Origin of the sequence: Brooklawnia sp. (genome assembly GCF_049651565.1) — a bacterium.
In the GTDB taxonomy this organism is placed as follows: domain Bacteria; phylum Actinomycetota; class Actinomycetes; order Propionibacteriales; family Propionibacteriaceae; genus Brooklawnia.
Window position 1 is genome coordinate 1 of sequence record NZ_JBASCI010000283.1, and the last position, 12,251, is coordinate 12,251.

The 12,251-nt window shown below is 67.6% G+C and carries 12 protein-coding genes and 2 pseudogenes; all 14 read right to left on the reverse strand.

Annotated elements, in window-relative coordinates; genetic code table 11:
• Positions 1–27 precede the first annotated feature (27 nt).
• The gene (locus WBL05_RS13895; protein ID WP_424226772.1) at positions 28–795 is read right to left on the reverse strand and encodes a succinate dehydrogenase/fumarate reductase iron-sulfur subunit; all 768 of its coding nucleotides are present in this window, start codon (positions 793–795) and stop codon (positions 28–30) included.
• The gene (locus WBL05_RS13900) at positions 792–2,816 is read right to left on the reverse strand and encodes a fumarate reductase/succinate dehydrogenase flavoprotein subunit (protein WP_424226773.1); all 2,025 of its coding nucleotides are present in this window, start codon (positions 2,814–2,816) and stop codon (positions 792–794) included. The genes WBL05_RS13895 and WBL05_RS13900 overlap by 4 nt, the downstream gene beginning before the upstream one ends.
• The gene (locus WBL05_RS13905; RefSeq protein ID WP_424226775.1) at positions 2,816–3,481 is read right to left on the reverse strand and encodes a succinate dehydrogenase cytochrome b subunit; all 666 of its coding nucleotides are present in this window, start codon (positions 3,479–3,481) and stop codon (positions 2,816–2,818) included. Before WBL05_RS13905 ends, WBL05_RS13900 begins: the two co-directional genes overlap by 1 nt.
• 132 nt (positions 3,482–3,613) lie before the next feature.
• A complete protein-coding gene (gene trmD / locus WBL05_RS13910; RefSeq protein ID WP_424226776.1) occupies positions 3,614–4,348 on the reverse strand; it encodes a tRNA (guanosine(37)-N1)-methyltransferase TrmD in 735 nt (244 codons plus the stop codon).
• Entirely contained in the window at positions 4,348–4,875 is a 528-nt protein-coding gene (gene rimM / locus WBL05_RS13915; protein ID WP_424226777.1) for a ribosome maturation factor RimM, read from the reverse strand. Before rimM ends, trmD begins: the two co-directional genes overlap by 1 nt.
• A gap of 77 nt (positions 4,876–4,952) precedes the next feature.
• Positions 4,953–5,210 carry an RNA-binding protein gene (locus tag WBL05_RS13920; protein WP_424226779.1) on the reverse strand — a complete coding sequence of 86 codons (258 nt, stop codon included), beginning with the start codon at positions 5,208–5,210 and terminating at the stop codon, positions 4,953–4,955.
• Position 5,211: 1 nt separating this feature from the next.
• Complete coding sequence (rpsP, locus tag WBL05_RS13925; protein ID WP_424226781.1) at positions 5,212–5,664, reverse strand: 30S ribosomal protein S16; 453 nt, start codon at positions 5,662–5,664, stop codon at positions 5,212–5,214.
• A 320-nt stretch (positions 5,665–5,984) separates the two neighbouring features.
• Entirely contained in the window at positions 5,985–7,052 is a 1,068-nt protein-coding gene (locus WBL05_RS13930; RefSeq protein ID WP_424226783.1) for an amidohydrolase family protein, read from the reverse strand.
• A 22-nt stretch (positions 7,053–7,074) separates the two neighbouring features.
• Positions 7,075–8,646, reverse strand: coding sequence for a signal recognition particle protein (gene ffh / locus WBL05_RS13935; protein ID WP_424226785.1), 1,572 nt, complete (start codon positions 8,644–8,646; stop codon positions 7,075–7,077).
• 136 nt (positions 8,647–8,782) lie between these two features.
• Positions 8,783–9,031 carry a hypothetical protein gene (locus WBL05_RS13940; RefSeq protein ID WP_424226791.1) on the reverse strand — a complete coding sequence of 83 codons (249 nt, stop codon included), beginning with the start codon at positions 9,029–9,031 and terminating at the stop codon, positions 8,783–8,785.
• Positions 9,009–9,293: pseudogene (locus WBL05_RS13945) on the reverse strand (hypothetical protein); the annotation flags it as partial. The pseudogene WBL05_RS13945 and the gene WBL05_RS13940, both read right to left, overlap by 23 nt.
• On the reverse strand, positions 9,238–10,449 hold the full coding sequence (gene ftsY / locus WBL05_RS13950) for a signal recognition particle-docking protein FtsY (RefSeq protein WP_424226789.1): 1,212 nt from the start codon (positions 10,447–10,449) through the stop codon (positions 9,238–9,240). The gene ftsY and the pseudogene WBL05_RS13945, both read right to left, overlap by 56 nt.
• Before the next feature lie 166 nt (positions 10,450–10,615).
• Complete coding sequence (locus WBL05_RS13955) at positions 10,616–10,954, reverse strand: hypothetical protein (protein WP_424226787.1); 339 nt, start codon at positions 10,952–10,954, stop codon at positions 10,616–10,618.
• Positions 10,955–11,081: 127 nt separating this feature from the next.
• Positions 11,082–12,251, reverse strand: a pseudogene (locus WBL05_RS13960) (chromosome segregation protein SMC); the annotation flags it as partial.

The window sequence follows — 12,251 nt, forward strand, 5'->3', positions numbered from 1 at the left end:
GCGCCGTCCAGCGACGATCAGGTCGGCTCAGCTGCCGAAGCCGTCCTTGCGGAACAGCGACGAGATCAGGTCACGGTTGAGCTGGCTGATCGACTCCAGCGGAATACCCTTCGGGCAGACCGCCGAGCACTCGCCGATGTTGGTGCAGTTACCGAAGCCTTCCGCGTCATGCTGGGCAACCATGTTCTTGACGCGCAGATAACGCTCAGCCTGACCCTGTGGCAGGTTGGCCAGGTGGCTGATCTTCGCCGAGGTGAACAGCATTGCCGACGCGTTCGGGCAGGCCGCCACGCAGGCTCCACAACCGATGCAGGTCGCGTTGTCGAAAGCGATGTCCGACTGCAGCTTCGGGGCGGGCACCGAGTGTGCGTCCGGGGCCGAACCGGTGTTCACCGAGATGAAACCGCCGGCCTGGATGATGCGGTCGAAGGCGCTGCGATCGACCACCAGGTCCTTCAGGACCGGGAACGGTTCAGCCTTCCACGGCTCGACGATGATGGTGTCGCCGTCGTTGAACGAACGCATGTGCAACTGGCAGGTGGTCGTCGGAACCGGTGAGTTGCCCCGGCCATGGGCGGTGCCGTTGATGACGACGCCGCACTGGCCGCAGATGCCTTCGCGGCAGTCGGAGTCAAACGCCACCGGCTCCTCACCGGAAACGGTGAGTTCTTCGTTCAGCATGTCGAGCATCTCGAGGAAGCTCATGTCCTCGCTGACGTTGTCGATGTTGTAGTCGACCAGCTGGCCCTGCTGGGCGCCACGCGCCTGGCGCCAGATCCTCAGTGTCAGTTTCACTTGTAACTCCGTTGCTTCAGCTCGATTGCCTTGTAGACCAGCGGTTCACGGTGCAGGACTGGCTTGTTGCCCTCGCCGGTCCACTCCCACGCCGCGACGTAGGCGAACTCGTCGTCGTGCCGCAGCGCCTCGCCGTCCTCGGTCTGGTGCTCGACCCGGAAGTGCCCACCGCACGACTCGCGACGGTGCAGGGCGTCAATGCACATCAGCTCGCCCAGCTCGAAGAAGTCGACCAGCCGACCGGCCCGCTCGAGGGTCTGGTTCAGGTCCTTCGCCTGGCCGGTCACGTTGACGTTCTGCCAGAAGTCGGCCTTCAGCTCGCGGATGAGTCCGATCGCCTTGCGCAGCCCGGCATCGCTGCGGGCCATCCCGCAGTACTCCCACATGATGTGGCCGAGCTCCTTGTGGTACGAGTCCACCGTGCGGTTGCCCTTGACACCAATCAGCCTGTCGATCTGCGCGTTGGTCGCGGCGACCGCCTCAACGACTGCCGGGTCGTCGTCAGGCAGCGGGCCCGGCCGATTGTCGGCCAGGTAGTCGTTCATAGTGTTCGGCAGGACGAAGTAGCCATCGGCCAGGCCCTGCATGAGCGCCGAGGCACCCAAGCGGTTCGCGCCGTGGTCGGAGAAGTTCGCCTCGCCAGCCACGAACAGACCCGGGATGGTGCTCTCCAGGTCGTAGTCAACCCAGACCCCGCCCATGGTGTAGTGCACGGCCGGATAGATCCGCATCGGAACCTCGTACGGGTCCTCCGCAGTGATCTGCTTGTACATGTCGAACAGGTTGCCGTACTTGACCTCGACACCGTGCTTGCCGAGCCGGCTGATCGCATCGGAGAAGTCGAGGTAGACACCGCGCCGCACCTGGCGTTCATTGCCGTCGGCATCGATCTCGGTGACCAGCGGGCCGACGCCGCGTCCCTGGTCGCACATGTTCTTCGCCTGGCGGGACGCGATGTCGCGCGGCACCAGGTTGCCGAACGCCGGGTAGATGCGCTCGAGGTAGTAGTCGCGATCCTCCTCTGGGATCTGGCGCGGGTCCTTGTCGCAGTCCTCGGCCTTCTTGGGCACCCAGATCCGGCCGTCGTTGCGCAACGACTCCGACATCAGGGTGAGCTTGGACTGGTTGTCACCGTGCACCGGGATGCACGTCGGGTGGATCTGGGTGTAGCAGGGGTTGCCGAAGTAGGCACCCTTGCGGTGCGCCCGCCAGCCGGCGGTCACGTTGCAGCCCATTGCGTTGGTCGACAGGAAGAAGACGTTGCCGTAACCGCCGGTCGCCAGCACCACCGCGTCGCCGGTGAAGGGGGCGACCTCGCCGGTGACCATGTCACGGGCGACGATGCCGCGGGCCCGGCCGTCCTTGACGATCAGGTCGAGCATCTCGTGGCGGGTGAACATCTGGACGGTGCCCTCGGCTACCTGGCGCTCCAGGGCCTGGTAGGCGCCGATCAGCAACTGCTGGCCGGTCTGTCCGCGGGCGTAGAAGGTGCGTTGCACCTGGACGCCACCGAACGAACGGGTGTCGAGCAGACCGCCGTACTCACGGGCGAACGGGACGCCCTGTGCCACGCACTGGTCGATGATGTTCGCTGACACCTCGGCCAGTCGGTAGACGTTGGTCTCGCGGGCACGGTAGTCGCCACCCTTGACGGTGTCGTAGAACAACCGGTACGTCGAGTCGTTGTCATTCTTGTAGTTCTTCGCCGCGTTGATGCCGCCCTGGGCAGCGATCGAGTGGGCCCGGCGGGGGCTGTCCTGGTAGCAGAAGTTGAGCACGTTGTAGCCGGCTTCACCCAGCGAGGCAGCGGCTGCGCCGCCGGCCAGACCGGTTCCCACCACGATGATGGTGATCTTTCGGCGGTTGGCGGGGTTCACCAGCTTGGCGGTGAACTTGCGGTCGGACCAGACCTTGTCGATCTCGACGCTCCGGTTCGCCTTGGTGTCACCGATCTCGCTGCCGACGGTGTAGTACTGGGCGTCGGTCGCCGGGGCATTGTTGGTCAGGGCTTTCTCAGACATCACAGGCTCACCATTCCCGTCAGGATGGCGACCGGGGTCACCATGAAACCGAAGAAGAGCAGCAGGGCAACGACCCATGCGCAGACCCTGATCACACGCTCACTGAAGGCACCTACGCGCAGGCCGAGCGTGCAGAAGCCGCTGTAGAAGCCGTGCCAGGTGTGCAGGCAGACCGCTCCCATCCAGATGGCGTAACCCAGCACCATCCACCATTCCTGGAAGGCCAGCATCGGACGCATGTGCGGTGCGGCGTCCCCGGTGTAGCCGATGGTCACCCACTGCCAGGTGAACTGCGCGAGGTGGAAGATCAGGCCGCCGAGGATGATCAGGCCGCCCCAGATCATGGTTCGGGCAGCGAAGCTGCCGGCGAGGTACCGCTGCCGGACGTATCGTCCCATTCCGGTGCGGGCGTCGTAGTCGCGGAAGGTCAGCAGCACGGCTGCGATCACGTGGAACAGCACGCTGAGGCCCAGAACCACCCGGAAGATGGTGAGGAAGAAGTACTTCGGCAGGATCGGGTACAGGAACTCGCGCAGCGACAACGCGTACGCGTCGAAGCTCTCCATGCCATTGTGCATGAGCAGCTTCGTGTTCCCGAACATGTGCATCAGCAGATAGAAAACGATGAAGAAGCCGGTAAGCGCCATCAGCACCTTGTACGCCACGGTGGATGTGATCGCACGAGCGTGCGGCGTCCGGCTCGGATCGCGTGTTGTGAGTTGGGTTGCCACGGACGAGAGTCTAACGGTTGGCCCTCCCGCAGGTGGACCGGGGGCCCGGGTGTCCCGCCGCGAGTACTACTGCAGCAGGTCAGGACGCCGGTCGCGGGTGATCTCGACTGAACGCTGGCCCCGCCATTGCGCCACCCGGCCGTGGTGGCCGCTGAGCAGTACCTCCGGCACCGCAAGCCCGCGCCAGGTCGCCGGCTTGGTGTACACCGGGTACTCCAGCAGCCCGTCCGCAGCGTCGGAGTGGGATTCCTGCACCAGCGATTCGGGGTTTCCGATCACGCCCGGGATGAGCCGTCCGATCGCCTCGACCATCGCCAGCACCGCCACCTCGCCGCCATTGAGCACGTAGTCTCCAAGGCTGACCTCGCGGACGTCGAAGTGGTCGGCTGCCCACTCGACCACCCGCCGGTCGATCCCCTCGTAGCGACCGCAGGCGAAGGCCAGCGTCGGCTCGGCGGCGAACTCGACCGCCATCGACTGGTTGAACAGGTATCCGGACGGGGTGGGCACGATCAGCACCGGACGTTTCGCCGGCCCTTCCGGAGGGTCGGCACCGGGTTGCTGTTCGACGTAGCCGCCCAGCAGCGCGTCGAGCGCCTCGCCCCACGGTTCCGGCTTCATCACCATGCCCGCTCCCCCGCCGTACGGGGTGTCGTCCACGGTGCGGTGCCGGTCGTGCGTCCAGTCACGCAGGTCGTGGACGCGCACGTCCAGCCGGCCATCGGCGATCGCCTTGCCGATCAGGCTGAGCTGCAGTGGAGCGAAGTAGTCCGGGAAGATCGTGACGATGTCGATGCGCATCAGGTATCCTCGCCCGGATCGAACAGCAACCCACCCACGTCGGCGAGCTGCAGGTGGCCTGCCGACAGGTCGACCACCGGGACCAGCGCGTGGACGAACGGGACCAGCCGCTGAGCGCCGGCGACATCGACCACCAGCAGGTCCTGTGCGGGGCCGTGTTCCACCCCGACGACTTCGCCGACGTCATGGCCGGCGGCGTCCAGCACCCGCAGCCCGATGAGCTGGCGGTCGAAGTACTCCTCGGCACCGCTGGGCATTTCGTCTGCGGGGACGACTGCGAAGAGCTCGGCGCCCCGCAGCTGCTCTGCGGCGTTGCGGTCGGACACCTGCTCGAAGCCGACCACCAGGCGGGACGGGGTCTGCCGGCTGGACGTCACCGTGAACCGACGACCATCGGCGGTTCGCAGGACCGCCCCGCTGGCGAATCGCCGGGCGACTTCGTCGGTGCGTACCACGACCACGACCTCACCGCGGATGCCGTGGGGGCGCCCCACCACCCCCACGGTGGTTTCGACCAGCTCAGCCACGTCGTCCTTCCGGTTGGATGCGCCAGGCGCCCCACCGCCGGATGACGGTTGGGGCGCCTGGTTGGTTGCTGTGAGGATCAGCGCCGGCCACGCGCGGGTCGCCGGTCGACATCGACGAAGTCGACCCTGATCTGTTCACGGCCGGCGAGCGCCTGGATTACGGTGCGCAGCGCGGTGGCGGTTCGGCCCTGCCGTCCGATCACCTTCCCGATGTCCTCCGGGTGCACCCGTACCTCGAGCATTCGGCCGTGCCGCAACTCGCGGTCGCGGATTCGCACGTCGTCCGGGTGCGAGACGATACCCTGCACCAGGTGCTCGAGCGCGTCAGCCAGCATCTCAGGCCTCCTCGGCCTGCGCAGCCTCGGTCTTCTCGGCGTCCGCGGCAGTCTGGTCGGCCACAGTGTCGGGCTTCCGGCCGCGACGGCTGATCGCCTCGGCTGCTGGTTCGCCGTCGGCTTCGGCCAGCGCGGCGTTGAACCGGGCCAGCTTGTCGACCGCCTCGGCCTGCGGGTCGACGCCCGACGGCGCCTTCTCGCCGGAGAACTGCTGCCAGTCCCCGGTCCGCTTCAGCAGGGCGACGACCGCCTCGGTCGGCTGGGCGCCGACGCCCAGCCAGTACCGTGCGCGCTCGGAGTCGATGCGGATCACCGACGGGTCGCTCTTCGGGTGGTAGATGCCGATCTCCTCGATCGCCTGGCCGTCCCGGGGAGCCCGGGAGTCCATGACGACGACGCGGTAGTGCGGCGAGCGGATCTTGCCGAGCCGCTTCAGACGAATCTTGGTGGCCACTGGTGTGGTTTCTCCTGTAGGAATGCCCGGGATTGCCCCGGTGCGACGGGTGGCCCTGGCTCGCGTGTGGGGCACGTTCACCCGAGGCCGATGGATCTGCGTCGCCAGTGATGAGAGGGCACCTGGACGCCAGACGCACCGACCATTCTGCCAGATGGTGGCCCGCTACGCGAAACCCGGAACCTGCCGGCGGAGGCGCCGGTCAGGCAGTCCCGGGGCGGTGCGGCGGCGGCTGAGGCCGCGGTTGCGGGCAGCCTGTCAGCACTGTCCGCGCGGCCGACCGGGCGGACGCGGAGCGCGGCGGCACTTGGGGCTCGCCGCTACACAGGTTGTCCTCGCAGCACGACCAGCCTGGGATGGTGCAGCACTGCGATATGTTCACGGGGGTCGGCGTTGTAGACGACGAGGTCGGCCGGCGCCCCGGCGGTCAGCGATTCGGCTCCCAGCCAATGGCGGGCGCGCCAGGAGATCGCCCCCAGTGCGAACTCGTTTCCGCCGAGGGTTGCCAGCAGTTCGGCCTCCTCGGCGATCCGGCCGTGACGCAGCCGTCCGCCTGCGTCGGTGCCCGCGTAGATCGGCACCCCCGCCTCGCAAGCCGCGCCGAGGACATCGAACCGGGTCGCATGCAGTGCCCGCATGTGTGCGGCATAGGTCGGGAACTTGGCCTCGCCCGCGGCGGCGAAGTCCGGGAAGTACTCCAGGTTGGTCATGGTGGGCACCAGTCCGACACCCCGAGCGGCCATCTGTTCCATCACCTCACCGGACAGGCCGGTGCCGTGCTCGATACAGTCGATGCCGGCGGCCACCAGTTCGGCGACCGATTCCTCACCGAAGCAGTGGGCGGTGACCCGGGCACCCAGCTCATGCGCCCGGTTGATCGCCTGTTCGGTGACGTCGGCGGGCCACAGTGGACGCAGGTCGCCGACCGACCGGTCGATCCAGTCGCCGACCAGCTTCACCCAGCCGTCACCGGCCCGCGCTTCGTGCTCGACCTGGCTGACCAGGTCTTCCGGGTCGATCTCGACGGCGTAGTTGCGGATGTATCGCTTGTGGACGGCGATGTGGCGGCCGGCCCGGATGATCCGGGGCAGGTCGGCCCGGTCATCCACCCAGTGGGTGTCGACCGGCGCGCCGGCGTCCCTGATCAGCAGGACGCCGGAGTCGCGGTCGGTGATGGCCTGCTGTTCGGCGGTGGCCCGATCTACCGCGCCGCCGGCGGCGAGCCCGACGTGGCAGTGGGCGTCCACCAGGCCGGGCATGATCCAGACGTCGCGGGCCAGGGTCTGGGCGTCACCGGGCGGCTCGGCGCTGATGACCCCGTCGCTGATCCACAGGTCGGTTGGTTCGGTGCCCGGCAGGACGACGCCGGACAGGTGCCACGCGGTCATCGAGTCCTCCTGGCGCAGCGGGTCAGCGCGGACCCTTGTTCTGCTGGTTGAGCATCTGCTGGATGTCGTGCGGGAGTCTGAAGTCGCCCATCGCGGCCTGCATGTCGGCGGTGCTGGGCTGGGCGTCAGTCAACGCCGGTTGCGGCTGGGTCTTCGGCCGGGTCTGCTCGGCCAGTTGCGCGGCCCGCTTGGCCGGGTTGCCCGAGAGCTTGCGGCCGCCCTTGCCCTTTCTGGGCTGCTGCTTCGCCGGCCGCCGCCCGCTGGACAGACCGGGCATGCCGGCCCCGCCCATCATCTGGCCCATGGATTGCATGACCTTGCGGGCCTCGACGAAGCGGTTGACCAGCTCGTTGACGTCGCGTACCTCGACACCGGCGCCCCTGGCGATCCGGGCCCGCCGGGATCCGTTGAGGATGCTGACGTCGGCACGCTCGGCGGGCGTCATGGAGTAGATGATCGCCTCGATCCGGTCTACCTGCTTCTCGTCGATCTCGTTGACGGCCGCCATCTGGGACGCCCCCGGCAGCATCCCGAAGACCTTGCTCAGTGGCCCCATCCGACGGATCTGCTTCATCTGGTCGAGGAAGTCGTCCAGCCCGAACTCGCCGCGTCCGGCCAGCAGCTTCTCGGCGGCTGCGGCGGACTGCTCGGCGTCGAAGGTCTTCTCGGCCTGCTCGATCAAGGTGAGCATGTCACCCATGCCCAGGATGCGGCTGGCCATCCGGTCGGGGTGGAAGACGTCGAAGTCCTTCAGCCCCTCACCGTTGGAGGCGAACATGATGGGCTTGCCGATCACCTTCGCGATGGACAGGGCGGCACCACCGCGGGCGTCACCGTCGAGCTTGGTGAGCACGACGCCGTCGACCCCCACGCCGTCCTCGAACGCCAGCGCGGTGTTCACCGCGTCCTGACCGATCATGGCGTCCACCACGAACAGCGTCTCGTCCGGCTTGGTGAGCGCCTTGATCATGGACGCCTGGCGCATCATCTCGCCGTCCACGCCGAGTCGGCCGGCGGTGTCGATGATGACCACGTCGTAGAGCTTCTGCCTGGCGAACTCGATGGAGTCCTTGGCGACCTGGATCGGGTCGCCGACGCCGTTGCCGGGCTGTGGGGCGTAGCAGCCCACCCTGGCGCGCTCGGCGACCACCTGCAACTGCTGCACTGCGTTGGGACGCTGCAGGTCGGCGGCCACCAGCAGCGGCGAATGACCCTGCTCCTTCAGCCACCGGCCGAGCTTGCCGGCCAGAGTGGTCTTGCCGGCACCCTGCAGGCCGGCGAGCATGATGACCGTCGGCGGCTGCTTGGCGTAGCGGATCAGCCGGGTCTCGCCGCCGAGGATCTCGATGAGCTCCTCGTTGACGATCTTGATGATCTGCTGGGCAGGGTTGAGCGCCTTTGAGACCTCGGCGCCGTGCGCCTTCTCCTTGACCCGGGCGATGAACTCCTTGACCACCGACAGGTTGACGTCGGCCTCCAGCAGCGCGATGCGGATCTCACGCGCGGTGGCATCGATGTCGGCTTCGGTGAGTCGTCCCTTGCCGCGCAGCGACTTGAAAGTGGCGGCCAGCCGGTCTTGCAGGGTATCGAACACGGTTCCTCTTCACATGCCGCAGATGATCGGTGGGGTGCGACTCCCAAGGATACTGTGCTCCAGGGCCCTGCCTTCGCCGGGCAAGCAACAACGGCGAGGGACGTGTACCGTCCCCCGCCGTTGCTGTCGGGGTGCCTCAGGCAAGCAGTCCGTGGGCGGCGTCGATGATGTTGTCGACGGTGATGCCCATTTGCTCCATGAGTTGTTCGTAGGTTGCCGACTGGCCGAACTGGTCGGAGATTTCGATGCGGCGAACCTTGGCGCCGCCTTCGGTGGCGACGACTCCGCTGACTGCCGAGCCTGTGCATGTCGACCAGCCGCACCCTGATCCCTGCGGCGGCGAGCTGTTCGGCGGCCTGGATGCCGAGCCGGACGGTGTCACCATTGGCGATGATCGCCGGGTCAGTGCCCTCGGCCAGCACCTTCGCCTTGCCGATCTCACCCGGCGTCAGACCGCCGTGCGAGCAGCCCAGTTTCATGTTCAGCTTCGGGTAGCAAACGGACGAGACCCTTGGTGGGGTCTCGTCCGTTGCTGTTTCCTGCCTGGACCTCGATTCAGGCCGCGCCCTGTCCCGTGGTGAGTTGCGCGGTTCAGTCGCCCAGCAGACCGTCCACGAACTGCGCCGGGTCGAATGGCGCCAGGTCATCGGCACCCTCCCCCAGCCCGATGAACTTGACCGGGACGCCAAGCTCACGCTGCACCTGGACGACGATGCCACCCTTGGCCGAGCCGTCCAGCTTGGTGAGCACGATGCCGGTGATATCGACGACCTCGGCGAAGATGCGGGCCTGGGTCAGCCCGTTCTGGCCGGTGGTGGCGTCGATGACCAGCAACACCTCGCTGACCGGCGCCTTCTTCTCGATGACCCGCTTCACCTTGCCCAACTCGTCCATCAGGCCCACCTTGGTGTGCAGGCGCCCAGCGGTATCGACCACCACGACATCCACTTCGCCCTGGATACCCTGCTCGACCGCGTTGAACGCCACCGAGGCGGGGTCGGCACCCTCAGCGCCACGAACGGTCTCGACACCCACCCGCTCACCCCAGGTGGTGAGCTGCTCAACCGCGGCGGCCCGGAAGGTGTCGGCGGCGCCGAACAGTACCGTCCTGTCCTCGGCGATCAGCATCCGACCCAGCTTGCCGACCGTGGTGGTCTTGCCGGTGCCGTTGACCCCTACGACCAGGATGACCGCCGGCTGGCCGGGGGCGTGGCTCAGGTTCAGGCCGCGATTCAGCTGGGGATTGACCAGATTGATGAGTTCGGCCCGCAGGAACGACTTGGCCTGGGCTGGGTCCGAGATGCCCTCGACGCGCAGTTTCTGCCGCAGCGCCTCGACCAATTCTGTCGCGGGCCCAACGCCAAGGTCCGAGGTGATGAGCGTGGTCTCGAAGTCCTCCCAGGTGTCCTCGTCGATCCGGTCGCTGGACAGCAGGTCGGCCAGCGCGCGGGCCAGCGCGTTGTTGCTGCTGGCGAGCCTGCGGCGCAGCCGGACCAGTCGGGTGGCGGGCGCCTCGGGCCGTTCGATCTCCCGTTCGGGAGTGATGACCGGCAGCTCGTGGTCGGGCACCACGGTCGGCGGTGCCTCCACCGTGGGGGCGGGCGCCTGGTCCACCACCGCCGTGGCGCCCGGCTCGTCCTCGACGATCTCTGCCTCAACCGCACCGACTTCGGGGGGCGCCTCGGTTTCGACGAGTTCCCCCGTCGCAGGGGCCTCAACTTCCGGTGCCCGGGCAGCCCTGGCGACCGCGCGCCGCTTGCTGACGGCGATCGATATCGCCGCGACCGCGACAGCAAGCAAGATGCCGCCGATTACAATCCAACCAATCCAATCCACCCAGTCAGCCTAGCTGGGCTGGACGTCTGTCCCCCACCGGCGACCCCAATTCCGGACGGCGGCCACCAGCCGCCCACCAGAATCGCAGTTCAGACCTCCTCCGCCCCTGAATGGGTGGACGCGGTCGCGAGGCTCAAGCGGCCAAGCCGTCGCCGCGAACCCGATGGCGGGCGGTGTGTTGCTCGGCTGTGGTCGCGTCGGCGGTTGCCGGACGGGGCGCAACAGTATCGGAGGCTGACCCGGACCGCTCGGCATCGGCTCGCTCGTGCGTCCTGGTGGCGCTGGCGAAGAACTGGGCCACCTGCTTTGGCGCCGCCGCGTCCCCGTTGAGGTGCTTCATCATGATCCGCAGCCGGCCGGTGAGCCGGGTGCCGTCGCCGTGCTCCTCCCCGATTGCGGCCAGGGCAACCGCGGCGAGCAGGCCGAGCGCCGCCAGGACGATGAGCAGCAGGGTCGACAGGTAGATCGCCACGGCCGAGCCTCCAGTGCTGGGGAAGTGGAAGGTTCCCAAGCAGTCTCGCCCCACCACGAACCGATTGCCGGGACGCCACGCCGGGTTGCGGCATCCGAGGCGCTGCTGGCGGGTTTGTTCCGGGCTGTCAACCGGCGGACACACGCTCCTTCAGCCGCTGGGAGATGACCGTGGAGACGCCGTTGTCGCGCATGGTCACCCCGTACAGGGCGTCCGCGATCTCCATCGTCCGCTTCTGGTGGGTGATGATCAGCAACTGGGAGTTTGCCCGCAACTCCTCATAGATCGTCAGCAGCCGGCCGAGGTTGACGTCGTCCAGCGCCGCCTCGACCTCGTCCAGGATGTAGAACGGGCTGGGCCGGGCGATGAACAGGCTGATCAGGAAGGCCACCGCCACCAGCGATCTCTCGCCGCCGGACAGCAGCGACAGCCGCTTCACCTTCTTGCCCGCTGGTCGCGCCTCGACGTCGACCCCGGTGATCGACATGTCACCGGGATCGGTGAGCATCAGACGTCCCTCGCCGCCCGGGAACAGCCGGCCGAAGACCTCGGCGAAGGTTCGCTCCACGTCGACGAAGGCGGACGCGAAGACCTCCTGCACCCGGTTGTCGACCTCATCGATGATCTCCAGCAGGTCGCGCCGGGTCTTCTTCAGATCGTCGAGCTGTTCGGCCAGGAAGGCGTGCCGCTCGCTCATCGCGTCGAACTCCTCCAGGGCGAGCGGGTTGACCCGGCCCAGCGCATCCAGATCGCGTTGGGCGGCGCGGAACCTGGCCAACTGCTGGTCGCGGTTGTAGGGAACCGCAGCTGGCGCCTCCTCCTCGTCGGCCAACTTGCGACCATTCGACGTACCCAACACCGGTACCAACTGATCAGGGCCGTACTCGGCCACCAGGGTGTCGGCGTCGACCGCCAGCTCGGCCATCGCCCGGTCCTCGAGCTGCTCCGCCCGCATGGTCAGTTCGATGCGGGTCATCTGGTCTCGGTGCTCACCCTCGACGAGGGCCTCCAATTCACGTGTCTTCCCACGGGTCACGGCTCGGTGGTGACCCAGCGTGGCCTCCGCCTGCCGGCGGGCCTGATCGATGCGATTTCGTTCGTCGGACGCCGTCGCCTGGGCAGCCTGAACCTTCGCCATCAGCCAGTCAGCCGCGCTGCCAACCGCGGTCGCGGTCTTCGCCTCCCGCTGCAACTGCTCAGCACGGGCCTGGGCCTCGGCGCGGGCCTGACGTTCGTGTCGGGCGGCGCGCCGCAACGAGTCGGCGCGGCCAGCCAGTGCGCGGGCTCGTTCCTCAGC

Bases quoted from the DNA above. Each gene is read 5' to 3' on its own strand.
- WBL05_RS13940 (WP_424226791.1), bottom strand. From the start codon at position 9,031: ATGGTGACACCGTCCGGCTCGGCATCCAGGCCGCCGAACAGCTCGCCG.
- trmD (WP_424226776.1), bottom strand. From the start codon at position 4,348: ATGCGCATCGACATCGTCACGATCTTCCCGGACTACTTCGCTCCACTG.
- WBL05_RS13920 (WP_424226779.1), bottom strand. From the start codon at position 5,210: ATGCTGGCTGACGCGCTCGAGCACCTGGTGCAGGGTATCGTCTCGCAC.
- WBL05_RS13930 (WP_424226783.1), bottom strand. From the start codon at position 7,052: ATGACCGCGTGGCACCTGTCCGGCGTCGTCCTGCCGGGCACCGAACCA.
- WBL05_RS13900 (WP_424226773.1), bottom strand. From the start codon at position 2,816: ATGTCTGAGAAAGCCCTGACCAACAATGCCCCGGCGACCGACGCCCAG.